Consider the following 18,116-nt stretch of genomic DNA (forward strand, 5'->3'; position numbering starts at 1 on the left):
ATCGGATGTGTCACACCGTCTCGGATGTATCCCGCCATCGGACGAAAAAGCGGTCGCTCAGCGCGCAGACGGCGATGGCGACGGCGAAGCAGGAGACGGCTCCCCTGAGCAGCCCGGCCTCGTAGTAGGCGTCCGTGACCAGGTGGACCGCGGCGTACCCGGCCGCGGCGCCGGCGAGGAGCGCCGCCGCCACCTGGAGGGCCCAGAAGGCGATGCGCGTCGCCCCCGCGCCGGCGAGCGCGCTGCGCAGGGCGCACGCGGCGGCGGTCGCGCAGACCAGCAGCCCGGCCGCCCCCGCCACGAGGGGGGTGCCGAAGTTCACCCCGTAGCGGACGGCGAGCGCCGGGACGAAGAAGAGGAGCAGGCCCCAGCGCAGGCCGCTGACGACCGATGCCAGGGCGACCCCCGCTTCGCCTGGTCTCAGGCGGGAGGACGCCCAGCGCGCACCCGCGATGACAGCCAGGGCGACCGCCGCCCCCGGTAGGCGCCCGCCCAGATGACCGAGGTTGTACAGGAGAGCGGTGTCGTAGACGGCCAACACGAGTTGGCCCAACCCCCACACAGAGGCGGCGAAGAGAAGCATCTGCGCGAACGACACGTCCTCTGAGGAACCGTCCTCCTGCCCTGCCAGCCATCGAAGCACCAACGGCGTCACCACGGCCGAGCAGACCCGGACCGCGATGTCGTCCATCGTGTAGGGGTTGCGCAGTTCCCACTCGACCATGCAGAAGACGAGCGTGTAGGAGAGGGACGCGGCCCACACCGGCCACGATCGCGCCATGCGCCGGTAGAGGCCGCGGTCCAGCCACCGCAGCACCGTCATGTACGCCAGCAGCGCGAAGGGCAGTTCGAAGAACGCCTGGACGCGCAGCAGGGACGGCGCCAGCAGTCCGGGCATCGGGAAGTGCTCCGCGAGACCGCGCATGGCCGCGCCGTCTTCGAGCGCGAAATACCCCTCGGGAAGGTACTTCGCGATGAACGAGGCGTCCCCGCCGTGGACGCGCAGCATGTACACGTTGAAGAGCACTTGGTTCAGGTAGACGAGCCCCACCACGAGGCAGAGGAACGTCTCTGGTCGAGCCCAGCGGCGCGTGGAGGCGGGCGGGGGGTCAGGTTCGCGCCGCGTCCACCGGGGCGCGATCGCGAGGCTCACCGCCGTCGAGGCCAGGACCGCCCCGTCCACCCCTGTCGCCATGAGCGACAAATGTAAGGCTTTCAGGCAGCCGCATGGGCGCCAGCGACGCCTTGAGCCGGGCCCGCATCCACGCCGCGCCCGGACGTTCGACGAGGCGGTGCACCGCGTAGGCGGCCAGCAGCGACGTCCCGACCACCACCGCCAGCGCCGTCCACCGGTCGAGCGCCGGGTACACCGCGTCCAGCAGGGGGAGGGCGAGCTGGGAGTGGACGAGGTAGAGCGGGTAGGTGAGCGCCCCGAGGACGGTCAGGCCCCGCCAGCGCAGCCGGCTCAGCCGCCCGGTCGCGACAAGGATCATCACCGCGAAGATGCAGGTGATCACGACACTGACCACGGTCTCGTCGGCGCCCCTGAAGACGTGCTCCGCGCGCCAGGCCCCCCAGTGCAGCGCCACCAGGTAGGACGCGGCCACGTACCCCCAGAGCAGCAGCGTCGGCCCGAACCGGTGGATCATGAACAGCGCCATCCCCGCGATGAAGTAGCAGCTCCAGGTCGGGACCAGCATCACCTGGAGCAGCTTGTTGTCGGCCTCGTCGGCGAAGAGCCCGCCGAGCATCCAGGCCGCCATGAAGATCAGGCAGGAGCGGTAGGTGATCCCGATGCCCGCGAGGACGGCGGCGAGCACGTAGAAGTGCAGTTCGACCCAGAGCGTCCAGTAGACGGCGTCCACGTTCCGCAAGCCGAGCCCGCCCTGGAGCATCGTCAGGTTCGGGATGACGAGGCCGGGGACGCCGTTCCCCATCCGGAACACCGCGTAGACGGCGGCGCCCAGCAGCACGCTCACCCAGTACGCGGGCATCAGCCGGACGAGCCGGGAGATGCCGAACTCCCCGGGGCCGCGCCCCCACGCGCTCATCAGGATCACGAACCCGCTGATGACGAAGAACAGGTCGACGCCGAGGTAGCCGAACCGGGTGACCGGCGCGAGCTCGGGGAACACCTCCTGCGAGGGCGACGGCCACGCCCCGGCGCCGCCGAATCCCGTGAAGTGGTAGAGCACCACCGCCAGCGCGGCTGTGAAGCGCAGCAGATCGAGTTCGCGAAGCCGTTCCCGTCCAGTCACCGCGGCACCCTCCCGTCGCCAGGTGGCCCGGTCCGATCCGCGGGGTGAACGGGGGATGGAGGGAAGGCCACGATCGGCCGCGGCACGGTGACGGCACGGTGACGACATGGTCGCGGAGTGCCCGCGTCACGGGTGCGAGGTCAGTAGGATACGGAGGCGTCCCCCTGATTCATTGGTGGTACTCCATGACATCTCGCCGCGCCCGACGCGGCGCGGCGACCCGGATGCTGTGCCTCGGCCTGGCGGCGGTCCTGTCGCTCGCCGCCTGCTCGACGCTCACGGGCTGCTCCCTGCTCGCGGGCTCGGTGCACAAGCCCGCCGCGGCGGACGGCCCGGACGGCGACCGGGCGCGCAAGGCCCCGCCGGTGGTGATGTTCCTCGGCGACAGCTACACGGTCGGCGACCGCGGCGTCGAGCCGGAGTCGACCTACGCCTCCGCCACCGCGCGGCTGCTCGGCTGGCAGGTCGTCGTGGGCGGGCGCTCCGGCACCGGCTACGTCGCGACGGGCCGCGGCCCGCGCAACTTCCTCGGCCTGTTCGAGAGCCAGCTCGGCTGGCGCCCGGCGCCCGACATGCTGGTCCTGTCCGGCGGCCACAACGACTGGCGGACCCCCGCGCCGCAGGTCGCGGCGGCGGCGCACGTGCTGGTCCAGCGCGTGCGGCAGCGCTGGCCCGGCACCCGCCTCGTGATCGTGGGCCCGCTCTGGGGGACGGGGACGCCGATCCCCGGCGCGGTCGCCGTCCGCGACGCGCTGAAGAACCTCGCCGGGCAGCTCGACATCCCGTTCGTCGACCCGATCGGCGAGCAGTGGATCACGGGCGACCTGCTGACCGGCGAGGGCAACGCGCCCCGCCTCATCAAGAGGGACCGCACCCATCCGACGCCGGCGGGCCACCTCTACGTGGCGACCCGCCTGGCGGCGGACCTGAAGAGGGTGGGCCTCGACCACCCCGCCCGCAAGGACTGAGCCCGGCCGGGCCCGTGCGGGCCCGGCCCGGGGCGCGTCAGCGGGACGCGGGCCGCGCGAGGGTGAGGGAGAAGTCGCCCGCCTCGTCCGTCCAGAACTCGGCGAGCTCCATCCCGGCGGCGCCCAGCTCCGCCTCCAGCCGCTCCCGCCGGAACTTGGCGGAGATCTCGGTGCGCATCTCCTCCCCCTCCGCGAACGACACGCCGAGGTCGAGGCCGCCGACGCGGACGTCCTGGGCGCGCAGCGACCGCAGCCGCATCTCGATCCACTCCTCGGCCTCGTTCCAGACCGCGACGTGCTCGAACGCCTCCGGGTCGAAGTCGGCGTCGAGCTCCCGGTTGATGACCGACAGGACGTTGCGGTTGAACTCGGCGGTGACGCCCGCCGCGTCGTCGTAGGCGCGCACGAGCCGCCCGGTGTCCTTGACCAGGTCGGCGCCGAGCAGCAGGAAGTCGCCCTCGTCCATGGTGGCGCGCAGGCCCCCGAGGAACCCGATGCGCTCGGCGGGGGGCATGTTGCCGACCGTCCCGCCGAGGAAGGCGACGAGGCGCCGCCCGCCGCCGGGCAGCAGGTGCAGGTGCTGCTCGTAGTCGGCGGCGACGGCCCGGACGGCCAGACCGGGGTGGTCGGCGGCGATCCCGGCCGCGGCCTGCTCCAGGAACTCGCCGCTGACGTCCACCGGCACGTAGGTGCGCAGCGTGCCGGCCAGCGCGTCCAGCAGCAGCCGGGTCTTCTCCCCCGAGCCCGCGCCGAGCTCCAGCAGCGTCCGGGCGCCGGTGACGGCGGCGACGTCCGGTGCCCGGGCGGCGAGGATCTCCCGCTCCCGGCGGGTCGGGTAGTACTCCTCCAGCTTCGTGATCTCCTCGAAGAGCGCGCTGCCGCGCTCGTCGTAGAACCACTTGGGCGGCAGGGTCTTGGGCGTCCCGGAAAGCCCGGCCCGGACGTCCTGGCGGAGCGTCTTGGCGAGGTCGTCGGCGGTCAGGAACCGGTCCACGTGGTTCTCCTTCGGAGCTGGGCGATCTCAGAGCGAGGTGATGCGGACGCCGGTGGCGGGTCCGGCGGTGACGAGCGAGCGGTCGGGGACGGGGCGCCACGCGGCGTCCCCGTCCAGCGGCTCGGACGCGATCTGGACCGCGTCCCCGGCCTCGCGGACGAACAGCGAGTCACCCCAGGTCGTGGCGGCCAGGGACGTCCCGTCCGAGGCGAGCAGGTTGTAGCGGCCGGGGGCGAGCGCCGTGATCGCGGTGACGACGGCGGCGAGCCCCTCGCCGAGCGGCGCGCCCTCCCGCCAGTTCCGCACGGCGAGGGCGAACAGCGGCGCCGAGTCGACCGGGGCGCGGGCGTCGGGTATCTCGGCGATGTCCCCGCCCAGCTCGCGGAGCTTGGACTCGACGCCGCCGTAGCCCTCGATCTTCCCGTTGTGGCTGAACAGCCAGGGCCCGGCGCGGAACGGCTGGGCGCACGACTCGTCCACGGGGAACCCCACGGTCGCCGACCGCAGGGCCGCGACCGCGCACGACGCGCGGACGGCCCCGGCGACCTCGCGGAACGACTGGTCGGTCCAGATGGGCTGGGCGCGCCGGAACCGGACGGGCCCGCCGTCCTGGTACCAGCCGACGCCGTACCCGTCGGCGTTGAGGATGGCGCCCTGCGTCATGCGCGGCGCGTACGACTGGGTCTCAAGGGAGTGCTCCCCCTCGTAGATGAGGGAGTGCAGCGTCCGCTCAGGCCCGAGGTAGCCGAGGTGGCGGCACATTCAGCGGCCCTCCCCCGCCGCCGACCGGGCCACTGATCGGGCACAGCGGAACCCGGAGAAGATCTGCCGCCGGATGGGGTAGTCCCAGTTGCGGAACGAGCCGCGTATGGCGAGCGGGTGCGTCGCCCAGGACCCGCCCCTCAGCACCTTGTAGTCGGGGCCGAAGAAGACCTCCGAGTACTCCTTGTAGGGGAAGGAGCGGAAGCCGGGGTAGCCGTGGAAGTCCGACGACGTCCACTCCCACACGTCCCCCAGGAGGCGCCTCACCCCGTACGCCGACGCACCGGCCGCGTAGGAGCCGGTCTCAGACGGGTGGAGCGCGCGCTGCCCGAGGTTGGCGCGGCCCTCCTCGTAGACGTCACCCCACGGGTAGCGGCGGGACCGTCCCGCGTCGGGGTCCCAGCGGGCGGCCTTCTCCCACTCTGCCTCGGTCGGCAGCCGCTTCCCGGCCCACCGCGCGTAGGCGTCGGCCTCGTACCAGGACACGTGCTGGACGGGTTCGCCGGGCGGGACGGGTTCGGTCCGCCCGAACCTGCGCCGCAGCCACTGCCCGCCGTCCCGCTCCCAGAACGCGGGGGCGCGCTTGCCGCCGGTGCTGCGCCACTCCCATCCGGCCGGGTGCCACCAGCGCGGGTCGTCGTACCCGCCCGCCTCGATGAACGCGGTGTAGGCGGCGTTGGTGACCGGCTCCACGTCGATGTAGTAGGCGGGCAGGTCGACGATGTGGACGGGACGTTCGTTGTCGTACGCCCACGGTTCGTCCGACGTGCCCATCTGGAACGGGCCCGCCTCGATCAGCACCTCGTCGGCGCCTTCTCCGGCGCCGCCGCCGGGGACCTGGAGCGGTTCCGCCGTGGGGTCGAGCAGGGCGGGCGCACCGCGACGCAGCTGGTGGGTGGCCAGCATGGTCTCGTCGTGCATGTGCTCGTGCTGGACGACCATCCCGTACACGAACCCGCCCGACGTCAGCGGATCCGGCGTGTCGAAGCGCACCGACGACAGCGTGTCCAGCACCTTGGAGCGGACCGTGCCGATGTAGGACCGCGCCTCCTCCGGCTTCAGCAGCGGCAGCGTCGGCCGCTCCGACCGCGGATGCTCGAACGCGTCGTACAGGTCGTCGATCTCGGGGCGCATCGCCTCCCGCCCGGCGGCCGCGCGCAGCAGCCACAGCTCCTCGTAGTTGCCGACGTGCGCGAGGTCCCACACGAGCGGGGACATCAGCGGCGACACCTGCGCGGTGAGCTCGTCCTCGGCGAGGACGTCGGTGGTGAGGCGCAAGCTGCGGTCGCGCACGGCGCCGAGCTCGTCGGCGATCAGTTCCTTCAGAGCGGCCTCGTCGGCGGACGGGCCAGGGGCGCTCATGTCGCATCCTCCATCGGAATTCTCCTGCGGTCGCCCGGAGATGTCCGGTGGCCGTCGGCCGCCGGGACGTCGGCGCCGCGGTGGTCGGCGGGACGGGGGTCGGAAGGGTGGTCGTCGGGACGGGAGTCGCCCGGATGGTCGTCGGCGGGGCACCGGCCTCGCAGGACGTACCGCTCGGCGTACTCCTCGACCAGCGGCGCGAGCCCGGACGCGCCGAGCCGCGGCAGCGCGTCCAGCGCCGCCTCGAAGCACGCCCGCGCGGCCCTGGCCAGCGGCGGGTCGGACAGGCCGTGGCGGGCCGCCCGCGCCCACCGGTCCGCCACCGGCTCGGTCGCGGCCTCGGCGGCGCGCGCGGCGGCCGGGTCGTCCAGCAGGGCGGTGGCGACGGCGACGGGGACCGGCCAGTACGGGCCGGGCAGCGCGTCGATCATGCGCAGTTCCAGCCACCCGCGCGGCCGCACCGGGGGGAACAGCGTGGACAGGTGGTAGGCGAGGTCCTGCTCGCCGGGCTCGCCCTTGTCCAGCCACTCCCGGAACGACATCCCGGGCGCCGACACCCACCTGCCGTCCGGGGTGTGGACGAGCATCACCTGGGCGTCGAGCGCGTACCGCGTCCACGCCTCGGCGGGGTCGCCGTCCGCCCCGTCCCGCAGCACGGGCAGGGTCCGGCACGGGTCGAGCTCGGTCCAGATGGCCTGGCGGGACGAGCGCATCCCGGTGCGGCGGCCGGCCCGCAGCGGCGAGTTCGCGAACGCGGCGACCAGCACCGGCCCGAGCGCGTGCACGAGCCGCCAGCGGCGGGAGGCGTCCCGGCCGTCGGCGCCGATGTCCAGGTTCACCTGGACGGAGGCGGTCGAGCACATCATCGCCATGCCCGCGTCGCGGAAGCCGCCGGCCTGGAAGTAGTCCCGCATGCACGCGTAGCGCGGGTGGTCGGCCTGGAACCGCGGCGTGCGGACGGGGTCGACGCCGTGCCCGGCGAGGGCGAGCCCGTCCGGCGCGAGCGCGTCCCGCACGTGCGCGATGTCGCCGCCGAGCGCGGCGGTCAGGTCGTCCAGCGTCCCGAACGGGGCGGAGCTGAGTTCGAGCTGCCCGCCGGGCTCGTAGGTGACCTTGCTGCCGCCGGCCAGCGGGCCGGCCCCGTCCACGAGCGCGCGCACCCGCGCGGCGGGCACGTGCGCGGCCGGGTCGGCGGCGTCGACGACGATCCACTCGGTCTCCGCGCCGACCGTGCCGGGCGGGCCGGTCTTGAAGCAGACACCGCGGATGTGCTGGTAGACGCCGTCCACTGTGAGCCGGGTCACCGTTGACTCCTCATGCGATCCTCAGGTGGTTCGACAACGAGTTCGAACCTTCCCTGCTGAACCGGATCAGGAATCAGCGGTTTTTCAGGAACTTTCTTAAATCTCCGTGAACGTCACTGTCCGCAGCCCTAACTGCTACCTTCCGTGCTATTCGACATAACGTCCGATCCCTGGGTTCTCACCGGTTGACCGGAGGCGCTAGAGTCCCCCTGACCAGCGATATGCACGTTTTGTCGGAAGTGGAACCGGACGGAGACGGGGGCTCACATGGGCGGAGACCTGGGCTCGCTCTACGACGCGCACGCCGACCGCCTGTACGCCTACTGCTGGTCGCTCGTCGGCGACCAGCTCGCGGCGGCGGCCGTGGGCGACACGTTCAGTGCGGCCGTGCACCAGCCGCCGCGCGGCGACAGCGTGCTCTGGCTCTACTCGCTCTCCCGGACGGCGTGCGCCGAGCGCGGCGCGTTCAGCGGACGGCCGGGCGCCGGCGCCCCGGGCACGCGCGGCCCGCTGTTCGCCGATCCCGACCCGCTGCTGCGCGCCGCCGCGGCCCTGCGCTCCGACCACCGCGAGGTGCTGCTGCTGTCGGCGGGCGAATGGCTCGAACCGCACGACATCGCCCGCGTCCTCGGCATCGCGCCGGACACCGTCGTGCAACTGCTCAACGCGGCCCGGACGCGCCTGGAGCGGGCCGTCCTCGACATCCTCATGCGCGGTACCGCCGAGTCCCGGCTCGACCTCATCTCCGCGTTCGAGAAGGGTCGGCTGCCGCAGCTGCTCGCCCGGCGGGCCCCCGCGCACGCGCCCGGCTGGCTGCGCGACCGGGTCCTCGCCGCGTGCGAGGAGGAGGCCACCCGGCCGCTGCCGAGCGTCATCTCGCCGAGCCCGCTCGTCGTGATCGGCCCGGAGCGGGCGGACCGCCGCCGGCGCGCGAACTCCGGCGTCCTGTCCAAGGGCCTCGGCGCGGCCGCGGGGGTCGCCGCGTCGGCCGCCGCCGTCGTCGGTCTGCTGGTGTCCTGGCCCACGGCCAAGGGCGGCAGCGCCGCCTCGCTCCTCCCGACGGCGAGCAAGGGGCAGACGCACCCGGCCTCCACGGCGACCGGCGGCGTCCCGCAGAACCCGCCGCCCGGCCTGACCGGCACCGAGCGCGCGGACGGCAGGTCGCGGAACCCGGTGACGAGCGCGTACGGCACGCCGCCCCAGCAGGCGGGCGGCACCCAGGGCGCTCCGGGCGGCCCCGGCGGCGGCTCGGCGCCCGCCCCGCCCGCGACCTCTCCGTCGAACGAGCCGGCGAGCGGGAAGCCGCCCGCGTCCGGCACGCCCTCCGAGCCGGAGCAGCCGTCCACGCCTCCGGACGACCCGACGCCGACCACTCCCCCGGACTCGCCGTCCGACCCGGCGACCCCGCCGGACGACGGGTCCACCGACCCGACGACGCCGCCGACCGACACCCCGACCGACCCGCCGTCGGACCCGGGCGGCCCGAGCCCGAGCCCGACGTCGAACCCGGCCCCGCAGCCGGGCGAGGGCTGACCGGGACGCCTCCGCGCGAGGTCAGGTCTGCGCGGTGCCCGCGACCGGGGCGCCGGTGGCGGGCACCGGGCCGAGCGGCGTCCGCTTGCGCCGGCGTTCCAGCGCCAGGAGGAGCCATCCGACGAGCGCGCCGGTGAGCATGGCCACCACGTGGCCGACGGCGGCGACCTCCAGCGAGAGCAGGCCGTCCAGCAGCACGGGCACGAGCGCGCACCAGCCGGCCAGCGCGAGCAGCCGGCGGAAGCGCCCGTGCCCGTACAGGAAGGCCGCGACGAGCGCCGCGCACAGCACGTAGGACGGCCCGACGTCGGGGATCGTGCGGACGGAGTCCGAGAGCAGGCCCGCCTCCAGCCGCACCAGCGCGACGCCTTGGCTGATGAGCGTGCCGAGGACGTGCGATGCGCTGATGAGGACGACGGCCCGCAGGTTTCCGAACCGCCGGGTGATGGGGAACAGCCCGATCGCCGCCGCGACGAGCAGCACGCCCTGCGCCCCCTCGGCGACGAACGCCGAGACGACCAGCGTCCCCACCGGGTTGACCGCGAGGTTGGCCAGGTTGGTGCTGGCCCAGGCGATGACGGCCTGCCGCGCTCCCGGCGGCAGGACCAGTGCCTGCACCATCCACATGGCCGCGAACAGCCCGAGGAAGGTCACCGGCATCGGATAGGACCTGAGGATCCGGCCAAGCCTCGCGAAACCCATCACACCGGCAGCCTAGACCGGGGACCTACGCGGCCACCGCGCCTTCGACCGGAGAGGTCCCGCGCCGCACGAGGAGCGCGGCGAGGATCGCGACGAGCGCGACGGCCCCCGCCACGGTCAGGGACGTCTGGAAGCCGTCCATGAACGCGAGGTGGCTCCCGGTCGTGATGGCGTCGGCCGCCGGCTCCGGCGTGCCGGGCGGAACGGGCGCGACACCCTGCGAGACGAGCCCGCCCTGCCCTTCCAGCTGCCGCGCCGCCGCGCCGGGAAGCCCCGCGCCGGTCAGCCGCCCGAACAGCACGTCCCCGACCTTGGTGGACAGGAGCACTCCGAGCACCGACGTGCCGAGGACGCCGCCGACCTGCGCGGCGGTCTGCTGGAGGCCGCCCGCGACGCCCGCGAGGTGGGCGGGCGCGTTGCCGACGATGGCCTCGGTCCCGGCGACGATGACCATCCCGAAGGCCAGGCCGACCAGGACGAACCACGGCCACAGCTGCACGTACGGGGCGTCCACCCCGATGCGCGACAGGCCGAACATCGCGGCCGCGGTGAACGCCATCCCGAGGACGAGCGGCACCCGGGGCCCGAACCGGCTGGTCAGCGCGCCCGCCACCGGGGAGGCGACGATGAACACGCCGGTCATCGGCAGCATCCGCACGCCCGCGTCCACCGGGCTCATGCCGTGCACCTGCTGCAGGTACAGGGTGATGAAGAAGATCGTCCCGAACATCCCGAAGAAGCCGAGGACGATGAGGCCGGTCGCCGCCGACAGCGACACCGACCGGAACAGCCCGAGCGGCAGCAGCGGGCGCTCCACCCTCAGCTCGTTCCACACGAACGCGGCGAACAGCACCACGGACGCGGCGAAGGACACGAGCGGCACCGCGTCGCCGAACCCGTTCTCGCCCGCCTTGATGAGCCCCCAGACCAGGGCGAACAGCGCGCCGCTGAGCAGCGCGACGCCGGGCAGGTCGAACGAGCCCGCGGCCTCCTCGTCCCGCGACTCGCGGATCACCCAGAGGCCGACGAGCAGCGCGACCAGCCCGAGCGGGGCGTTCAGGAAGAACACCGACTCCCAGTTGACGTTCTCCACCAGCAGCCCCGCGACGATCGGACCGCCCGCGATGGAGATGCCGACCGTGGACCCCCAGATGCCGATCGCGGCGTTGAGCCGCTCGGCCGGGAACGTGTTGCGCAGCAGGGCGAGGCTCGCGGGCTGCAGCAGCGCCCCCGCGAACCCCTGCACGACCCGCCAGAAGATCACCATGCCGAGACCGCCGGAGAGCCCGATCAGCAGCGACGACACGGCGAACCCGATCACGCCCGCGAGGAAGGTGCGCTTGCGGCCGAACCGGTCGGCGATCTTCCCGGCCGGGATCAGCGAGACGGCGAGCGCCAGCAGGTAGGCGTTGGTGACCCACTGCAGGCCGGACAGGCTCGCCCCGAGGTCCCTGGCGATCGCGGGGTTGGCGATCGACACGACGGTCGCGTCCAGGCCCACCATCATCACGCCCAGCGCGACCGCGACGAGCGTGAGCCATGGATGCCCGTGCCCGGCTCTGGCGGGGCGGCCGCGCGCCTGGCCGCGCGGCGTCGCGTGGGCGGCGCCCGGTTCGAGGATCTCGGCGCCTTGGGATTGAGTCATCGTCGACCTCCGGCATGCTTCACGTTGGCGGGACCAAAACTGTCATGACGTGACACTTGTCGTCAACTGCCCTTGGTGTGGGCACGACATGTTTCACATCACGACACCCAATGGTCGACGGCGGAGTGCCGGGCGATTACAATGCGCGCATGACCGCGACCGCCCCCGAGACCGGCGCGCCCGGCCCCGGTTCCCAGCCCCCGGGCAGGCGCGAACGCAAGAAGCAGCGCACCCGGGAGGCGCTCGTCGACGCGGCGTTCACCCTCTTCGCCGAGAAGGGGTTCGACGCCACCACCGTCGAGGAGATCGCCGACGCCGTGGACGTCTCGTCCCGCACGTTCTTCCGCTACTTCGCCTCGAAGGAGGACGTCGCCCTCACCTTCCAGGAGGAGCAGACCCGCGCCGTCCTGGCGAAGTTCGCCGAGCGCCCCCCGGACGAGCCGATCATGACCGCGCTGCGGCGCACCGTGGTGGAGATCGCGCGTGCCTGCGAGGCCGGCGAGCTCGGGTTCGAGCCCGGGCGCTTCGAGTGCATGCTGACGATGATGAGCGACAGCCCGACGCTGATGGCGGGCAGCCTGGAGCACGCGCAGCGCAAGCAGGCGCTGCTGACCGAGGCCATCGCCGAGCGGATGGGGCTCGATCCCGCCGCCGACCTGCGCCCGCTCGTCGTCGCCGCCGCCACCACCTGCGCCTTCCAGGCCTCCGCAGACGCCGTCAACCGCATCGGCGGGACGTTCGCCACGCTCTCGGAGACCGTCGACCAGGCCTTCGCCATCCTCGAAGGCGGCCTGAACGACCCCGCCCCGCCCCGCGACTGACTCGCCCGGCCGGGCCCGGCGCCCGATCCGGCGAACGCCCCGTCCGGACGGGCGCTTGAGCCGCGTGGACGGCGACTGACCTGCGGCGACGTGGTCGCGCGGGGTGTGCGCGGGCGCGCCGGGGGTACTTGCCGTGCGAACCGGGGGACGCCCCGTCCCCGCACGGAGGAGGTGGGCGACATGGCTCCGAACGACCCGCCCCGCGCCGGGCGCGGCGGCCGCGACCTGGAGGTCAACCCGATCTTCAGCCGGGAGCCGATGACGATCCCGCGGTACCGGCTGCCCGCCGGGGAGATGGAACCGTCCACCGCCTACCAGGTGGTCCACGACGAGCTGATGCTGGACGGCAACGCCCGGCTCAACCTGGCGACGTTCGTGTCGACGTGGGCCGAGCCGGAGGCGCGGATGCTGATGGCCGAGTGCGAAGCGAAGAACATGATCGACAAGGACGAGTACCCGCGCACCGCCGAGCTGGAGACCCGGTGCGTGCGCATGCTCGCCCAGCTGTGGCACGCCGAGCACCCGCACCGGGCGGTGGGCTGCTCCACCACCGGGTCGAGCGAGGCCGCGATGCTCGGCGGGCTCGCGCTCAAGCGCCGCTGGCGGGAGCGGCGGCGGGCCGCGGGCGAGCCGGCCGACCGGCCCAACCTCGTCATGGGCGTCAACGTGCAGATCTGCTGGGAGAAGTTCGCGAACTACTTCGAGGTCGAGCCCCGCTACGCGCCGATGGAGGGCGACCGCTTCCACCTCGGCGCGCACGAGGCGGTGGAGCTGTGCGACGAGAACACCATCGGCGTCGTCGCCGTCCTCGGGTCCACGTTCGACGGGAGCTACGAGCCGGTGGCCGACATCGCCTCGGCGCTCGACGACCTCCAGGCGGGCGGCGGGCCCGACGTCCCCGTCCATGTGGACGGGGCGTCCGGCGCGATGATCGCGCCGTTCCTCGACCCTCAGCTGCTCTGGGACTTCCGGCTGCCGCGGGTCGCCTCCATCAACACCTCCGGCCACAAGTACGGGCTGGTCATGCCGGGCGTCGGGTGGGCGCTGTGGCGGGACGAGGAGGCCCTGCCGGACGACCTCGTCTTCCATGTCAACTACCTCGGCGGCGACATGCCGACGTTCGCGCTGAACTTCTCGCGCCCCGGCGCGCAGGTCGTCGCCCAGTACTACAACTTCCTGCGGCTCGGCTTCGACGGGTACCGCCGCGTCCAGCAGACGTGCCGGGACGTCGCCACCCGGCTGGCCGCCGAGATCGACGGGACCTACCCCTACTCCACGCTCACCGGCGGCGGCGACCTCCCGGTCTTCGCCTTCCGGATCCGGGAGGACTTCGACGGCTTCACCGTCTACGACGTCTCCGCCGCGCTGCGCGAGTCCGGCTGGCTCGTGCCCGCCTACAGCTTCCCCGAGAACCGCACCGACCTCGACGTCCTGCGCGTCGTGGTGCGCAACGGGTTCGGGCACGACCTCGCCGACCTGTTCATGGACGACCTGCGCCGCGCCACGCTCCGGCTCCGCTCCCAGAAGCAGCCCCACCGCGACCCGCGGCAGGCCAGCGGCTTCGCCCACGGCGCCGAACCCAAGAAGGTCCGGGCCAGGAAGGTCTGAGGGCGGCGGACCGCCGCGTCACACCCAGCTGACCCCCTGCCGGGGCATCAGCGGGGCGCCCGGGGCAGGCCGAGGCCTATCATCGCGATCAGCTCGCGCTGGATCTCGTTGACGCCGCCGCCGAAGGTCAGCACGAGCGCGCCCTTGGCGAGCCGGTCCTGGGAGGCCATGAAGTCCGCCGTCTCCGGATCGCCCGGATCGCCGTAGCGGGCGAGGACGTCCCCGACGATCCGGCCGACCTCCTGCATCCGCTCCGAGGCGTAGATCTTGGTGGCGGACGCGTCGGCCGCCCCGAGCCAGCCGAGGTCCTGGTTCGCCGCGACCTGCCAGTTGAGGAGCTCGTTGGCGCGCAGGTAGGCGTAGACCTGCGCGACGGCGCGGCGCACGGCCGGCTCCTCGATCAGCGGGCGGCCGCCCGGTCCGGGGGTCGTGCGGGCCCAGCGCGCGAACCGGACGTGGGTGTGCCCGATGTTCCCGGCCGGCCCGAGCGTGACCCGCTCGTGGTTGAGCTGGTTGACGATGAGGTCCCAGCCCTTGTTCTCCTCGCCGATCAGCATGTCGGCCGGGACGCGGACGTCCTGGAAGTACGTCGAGTTCGTGTGGTGCGCGCCGTCCATCGTGATGATCGGCGTCCAGGAGAAGCCCGGGTCCTCGCAGTCCACGATGAGCATCGAGATGCCCTTGTGCTTCTTGGCCTCCGGGTCGGTGCGGGCCGCGAGCCACACGTAGTCGGCGTGGTGGGCACCGGAGGTGAAGATCTTCTGGCCGTTGACGACGTAGTGGTCGCCGTCGCGCACGGCGGTGGTGCGCAGCGCCGCGAGGTCGGTGCCGGCGCCCGGCTCGCTGTAGCCGATCGCGAAGTGGCACTCGCCCGCGAGGATGCGCGGGATGAAGTACTCCTTGTGCGCGTCCGACCCGTACTGCAGGATCGTCGGCGCCACGGAGTTCAGCGTGATCAGCGGGTAGGTGACCTCGGCGCGGGCGATCTCGGTGGCGAAGATCGTCTGCTCGACCGGGCCGTAGCCCCGGCCGCCGTACTCCTTCGGGAGCGCGACGCCGAGCATCCCGTCGCGGCCGAGGCGCCGGCAGTGCTCCAGGTAGGCCGGGCCGAACGGATCGGCGCGGATGGCGGCGCGCTGCTCCGCGGTCAGGCAGTTCTCGAAGTACTCGCGCAGCTCGGCCCGCAGCCGCTTCTGCTCGTCGGTCAGGTCGATGAACATTCAGGCCTCCTGGGCGATGAGGGCGCCGAGCGCGTCGAGCCGGTCCTCGCCGCCGCCGAGCAGCTGCCCGCACTGCTTGCCCCAGGCGAAGTACCGGTGCAGCGGGTAGGTGATGTCGAGGCCGATGCCGCCGTGCAGGTGCTGGCAGGTGTAGAGCGCCTTCACCACGGGATCGCACGCGTTGTAGGCGGCGACTTCGAGGACCTCCTCGGCGTCGTCCGCGCCCTGCGCGAGGCGCCAGACGCCCGCCCAGACGGCCACGTCCAGCGCGCGCTTGGCGATGTAGACGTCCCCGATCTGCATCGTGACCGCCTGGAACTGCGCGAGCGCCCGGCCGAACTGCTCGCGGGTCTTGGTGTACTCCTTGGTCAGCTCCAGCGCGCCGTCGATGACGCCGGACGCGACGGCGACCGCGCCCGCGACGGCCGTGCGGCGCAGGGTGTCCCAGGCGGCGCCGTCCGCCGTCCCGCCGAGCAGGGCGTCCGCGCCGACCCGGACCCCGTCCAGGGCGATCCGCGACAGCGGCTCGCCGGTCGCCGACGGCTGCTCGGTGATCGTCACGGCGGCGGGCTCGACGAGGAAGACCCCGATGCCCGCCCCTTCGACACGCGCCGGGACCAGGATGCGGGACGCCTCCCGCGCGTACGGGACGAACGTCTTCACGCCGTCCAGCACGTAGCCGCCGGCGTCCTCGCGCGCCGTCGCGGCGACCTCTCCGGTCGGGCCGACCTCCCGGTACGCGCCCGTCAGCACTGCCGCGCCCTCGGTGAGCGGGGCCAGCAGGGCGCGCTGCTCCGCCGTCCCGTGCGCCGCGATCGGCACCGCCGCCAGGGCCAGCGAGGCGTACGCCGGGACGGGCGCGACGTGGGCGCCGACCTCCCGCAGGACGACCGCCAGCTCGACCTGCCCCAGCCCGGCGCCGCCGGCCTCCTCGGGCAGGACGATGCCGAGCAGCCCCGCCTGCGCGAGCGCCTTCCACGTCACGTCGTCATAGGGCGCCCCGCTCTTCTCGAACGCCTCCAGCCGTTCCTGCGCGGCCTCCCGCGCGAGCACGTCCGCCGCGAGCCCCTTGATCTCTTGCTGGGTCTCGTCGAGGTTGAAGTCCACTCATCCGCTCCCTTCCAGCAGGTGCAGCCGGCCGCGGCGCTCGAACTCGGCCCGCAGCGCCCGCGCGTCCGGCGCGGTCAGCGGGCGGTAGTCGAGGTCGCGGCCGGGCCGCCACCACACCGGGTCGTCGGTGCGCCAGGCGTCCCGGGCCAGCCGGCGCTTGAGGATCTTGTTGGAGGCGGTCGCGGGCAGTTCCCGCGCCACCCGGACGTAGCGCGGGATCCACTTCGGGCTCAGATCGGCGCGCCCGCGCACGTAGGCCGCGAACGCGGCGGGGTCGAAGGCGTCGGCGGCGACGGCCAGCATCACCTGGTCGCCGGACGCCGCGTCCGGTACCCCGTACACCGCGAGCTGCCGGACTCCGGGCAGCTCCGCCAGGGCGCGCTCCACCTGGACGGCGCCGAAGTTCTCGCCGTCCACGCGGAGCCTGTCGCCGCTGCGCCCGGCGAAGAAGACGTAGCCGTCCGCGTCGGCGTAGGCGAGGTCGCCGCTCCAGTAGACGCCGTCGCGAAGCCGGTCGGGGGCGTCCTCCTTGTAGTACCCGTCGAACAGGCCGAGGTCGCCGGTCTTGACCAGCTCCCCCACGGCCTCGTCGCCGTTCACCAGGCGTCCGGCCTCGTCGAACACAGCGGGCGGGCAGGGCCGCCCGGTCGCCGGGTCGAGGATCGCGACGCCGTCGGCCCGCTTCCCGAGCGCGCCCTCCGGGCCGAACGGGTCGGGCGACAGCGCGATCGCGGTCTCCGTCGAGCCGTACCCGTCGATGACGAAGCACCCGAAACGCTCGCCGAACGCCTTCTGCTCCACCGGCGCAGCCTCGTTCCCGAAGGCGAACTGCACCGGATTATCTGTGTCGTCGGCCTTGGCCGGGGTGGCCAGCACGTACGACAGGGCCTTGCCGACGTAGTGCAGGTAGGTGCAGCCGTGCGCGCGCACGTCCGGCAGGACGGCCGACGCCGAGAACCGGGCGCGCAGCACGAGTTCGGCCCCCGCCGCCAGCGCGGGGGCGTAGGCCGCCATGACCGCGCCCGAGTGGAACAGCGGCATCGGGCAGTAGACGACCGCCTCCGGCGACAGCATGCGCTCGGCGAGCATCTCGCCCGGCACGACCACCTTGCGGTGGGTGACGCGGACGGCGCGCGGCCGTCCCGACGTCCCGGAGGTGAAGATCAGCATGAGCAGGGTGCCGCTCCCGATCGCCGGCGCGCCCGGGGGCGGGGAGCCCGCGAACGGCGCGACCGTCTCCCCGAGGGCGTCCACGTCCAGGACCGGGAGCCCGAGGGCGGCGGCCTTCGCCGCGTACCGGGGCTGGGTGACGACGAGGTCGCAGTCGGCGCGCCCGGCGTCGCCCGCGAGTTCGGCCGCGCTTCGCGTCGGGTTCAGCGCCACCACCACCGCGCCGGACAGCGCCGCGCCGCAGAGGAGGAACACCACCTCGGGAAGGTTGTCGAGCAGCACACCGACATGGACCGGACGGTCGGGGCGCGCCTGGCCGCCCATCCAGGCGGCGCGGGACGCGCACTCGGCGACGACCTCCAGCCACGTCCAGGCACGGCCGTCGTCGGCGGAGCGCAGCCCGGGGCGGTCGTCGTCCGCCCGCGCCTCCAGCAGCGCCGCGACGCTCACCGGCCCACCTCCCCGCTCCGTCCCACGGCGAAAAAGTAGAACAGATTCTACTAACTGTCCAGAGGATCGATCTCCCCCGCCCGCAACCCGGTTCCCCTGGGTGTCATGGGCAACCGCCCAGGTATGGGCGGCCGGGACGAGATCGCGATGGGCTGATCAGATAACAGGTTCTCGCAAGAGCGGTACGCTTGGGGGGACCGTCGGGCGGC

15 protein-coding genes are annotated in these 18,116 nt (G+C 73.4%); 4 read left to right on the top strand and 11 right to left on the bottom strand.

The features are described from left to right. Window positions 1–10 precede the first annotated feature (10 nt). Together FKD65_RS12995 and FKD65_RS13000 are read right to left on the bottom strand one after the other, a co-directional pair. A complete protein-coding gene (locus tag FKD65_RS12995; RefSeq protein WP_141577749.1) occupies window positions 11–1,195 on the bottom strand; it encodes a hypothetical protein in 1,185 nt (394 codons plus the stop codon). Beyond that, window positions 1,110–2,258 (bottom strand): acyltransferase, encoded by a 1,149-nt coding sequence (locus FKD65_RS13000; RefSeq protein ID WP_168221024.1) that lies wholly within the window; start codon window positions 2,256–2,258, stop codon window positions 1,110–1,112. Before FKD65_RS13000 ends, FKD65_RS12995 begins: the two co-directional genes overlap by 86 nt. Before the next feature lie 185 nt (window positions 2,259–2,443). Between FKD65_RS13000 and FKD65_RS13005 the strand changes: the two genes are divergently transcribed. Then, window positions 2,444–3,226 (top strand): SGNH/GDSL hydrolase family protein, encoded by a 783-nt coding sequence (locus FKD65_RS13005; RefSeq protein ID WP_240810120.1) that lies wholly within the window; start codon window positions 2,444–2,446, stop codon window positions 3,224–3,226. Between the two features lie 37 nt (window positions 3,227–3,263). On the opposite strand, the gene egtD is transcribed toward FKD65_RS13005, so the two are convergent. Genes egtD through egtA form a run of 4 tightly spaced genes read right to left on the bottom strand, consistent with a single transcriptional unit; the run spans window position 3,264 to window position 7,648 of the window. Then, window positions 3,264–4,220, bottom strand: coding sequence for an L-histidine N(alpha)-methyltransferase (gene egtD, locus FKD65_RS13010; protein WP_141577751.1), 957 nt, complete (start codon window positions 4,218–4,220; stop codon window positions 3,264–3,266). Between the two features lie 27 nt (window positions 4,221–4,247). Further along, window positions 4,248–4,982, bottom strand: a complete 735-nt coding sequence (gene egtC, locus FKD65_RS13015) for an ergothioneine biosynthesis protein EgtC (RefSeq protein WP_141577752.1) — start codon at window positions 4,980–4,982, stop codon at window positions 4,248–4,250. Further along, window positions 4,983–6,344 (bottom strand): ergothioneine biosynthesis protein EgtB, encoded by a 1,362-nt coding sequence (gene egtB, locus FKD65_RS13020; protein ID WP_141577753.1) that lies wholly within the window; start codon window positions 6,342–6,344, stop codon window positions 4,983–4,985. Then, a complete protein-coding gene (gene egtA, locus FKD65_RS13025) occupies window positions 6,341–7,648 on the bottom strand; it encodes an ergothioneine biosynthesis glutamate--cysteine ligase EgtA (RefSeq protein WP_141577754.1) in 1,308 nt (435 codons plus the stop codon). Before egtA ends, egtB begins: the two co-directional genes overlap by 4 nt. A 267-nt stretch (window positions 7,649–7,915) precedes the next feature. On the opposite strand from egtA, the gene FKD65_RS13030 reads away from it, so the two are divergent. Then, window positions 7,916–9,181 carry an RNA polymerase sigma factor gene (locus FKD65_RS13030; protein WP_141577755.1) on the top strand — a complete coding sequence of 422 codons (1,266 nt, stop codon included), beginning with the start codon at window positions 7,916–7,918 and terminating at the stop codon, window positions 9,179–9,181. Window positions 9,182–9,202: 21 nt separating this feature from the next. On the opposite strand, the gene FKD65_RS13035 is transcribed toward FKD65_RS13030, so the two are convergent. Then, on the bottom strand, window positions 9,203–9,841 hold the full coding sequence (locus tag FKD65_RS13035; RefSeq protein ID WP_141577756.1) for a rhomboid-like protein: 639 nt from the start codon (window positions 9,839–9,841) through the stop codon (window positions 9,203–9,205). A 67-nt stretch (window positions 9,842–9,908) separates the two neighbouring features. Then, entirely contained in the window at window positions 9,909–11,528 is a 1,620-nt protein-coding gene (locus FKD65_RS13040; protein ID WP_141577757.1) for an MFS transporter, read from the bottom strand. Between the two features lie 149 nt (window positions 11,529–11,677). Here FKD65_RS13040 and FKD65_RS13045 point away from each other — a divergent pair, with 149 nt between their 5' ends. Beyond that, window positions 11,678–12,349: a TetR family transcriptional regulator gene (locus tag FKD65_RS13045; protein ID WP_141577758.1), complete on the top strand. Its 672-nt coding sequence runs from the start codon at window positions 11,678–11,680 to the stop codon at window positions 12,347–12,349. 180 nt (window positions 12,350–12,529) lie between these two features. Next, the gene (locus tag FKD65_RS13050) at window positions 12,530–13,957 is read left to right on the top strand and encodes a glutamate decarboxylase (protein WP_141577759.1); all 1,428 of its coding nucleotides are present in this window, start codon (window positions 12,530–12,532) and stop codon (window positions 13,955–13,957) included. A gap of 47 nt (window positions 13,958–14,004) precedes the next feature. Here FKD65_RS13050 and FKD65_RS13055 read toward each other — a convergent pair whose 3' ends face one another. The 3 genes from FKD65_RS13055 to FKD65_RS13065 are packed head-to-tail and all read right to left on the bottom strand — an operon-like array spanning window position 14,005 to window position 17,907. Next, window positions 14,005–15,177, bottom strand: coding sequence for an acyl-CoA dehydrogenase family protein (locus FKD65_RS13055; protein ID WP_141577760.1), 1,173 nt, complete (start codon window positions 15,175–15,177; stop codon window positions 14,005–14,007). Further along, complete coding sequence (locus FKD65_RS13060; protein WP_141577761.1) at window positions 15,178–16,284, bottom strand: acyl-CoA dehydrogenase family protein; 1,107 nt, start codon at window positions 16,282–16,284, stop codon at window positions 15,178–15,180. Next, complete coding sequence (locus tag FKD65_RS13065) at window positions 16,285–17,907, bottom strand: AMP-binding protein (RefSeq protein ID WP_141577762.1); 1,623 nt, start codon at window positions 17,905–17,907, stop codon at window positions 16,285–16,287. It abuts the gene before it with no gap. Between the last annotated feature and the right edge of the window lie 209 nt (window positions 17,908–18,116).

The sequence above is a fragment of the Actinomadura sp. WMMA1423 genome (assembly GCF_006547145.1).
In the GTDB taxonomy this organism is placed as follows: domain Bacteria; phylum Actinomycetota; class Actinomycetes; order Streptosporangiales; family Streptosporangiaceae; genus Spirillospora.

Bases quoted from the DNA above. Each gene is read 5' to 3' on its own strand.
- FKD65_RS12995 (WP_141577749.1), bottom strand. From the start codon at position 1,195: ATGGCGACAGGGGTGGACGGGGCGGTCCTGGCCTCGACGGCGGTGAGC.
- FKD65_RS13005 (WP_240810120.1), top strand. From the start codon at position 2,444: ATGACATCTCGCCGCGCCCGACGCGGCGCGGCGACCCGGATGCTGTGC.
- egtC (WP_141577752.1), bottom strand. From the start codon at position 4,982: ATGTGCCGCCACCTCGGCTACCTCGGGCCTGAGCGGACGCTGCACTCC.
- egtB (WP_141577753.1), bottom strand. From the start codon at position 6,344: ATGAGCGCCCCTGGCCCGTCCGCCGACGAGGCCGCTCTGAAGGAACTG.
- FKD65_RS13030 (WP_141577755.1), top strand. From the start codon at position 7,916: ATGGGCGGAGACCTGGGCTCGCTCTACGACGCGCACGCCGACCGCCTG.
- FKD65_RS13035 (WP_141577756.1), bottom strand. From the start codon at position 9,841: ATGCCGGTGACCTTCCTCGGGCTGTTCGCGGCCATGTGGATGGTGCAG.
- FKD65_RS13040 (WP_141577757.1), bottom strand. From the start codon at position 11,528: ATGACTCAATCCCAAGGCGCCGAGATCCTCGAACCGGGCGCCGCCCAC.
- FKD65_RS13045 (WP_141577758.1), top strand. From the start codon at position 11,678: ATGACCGCGACCGCCCCCGAGACCGGCGCGCCCGGCCCCGGTTCCCAG.
- FKD65_RS13050 (WP_141577759.1), top strand. From the start codon at position 12,530: ATGGCTCCGAACGACCCGCCCCGCGCCGGGCGCGGCGGCCGCGACCTG.
- FKD65_RS13055 (WP_141577760.1), bottom strand. From the start codon at position 15,177: ATGTTCATCGACCTGACCGACGAGCAGAAGCGGCTGCGGGCCGAGCTG.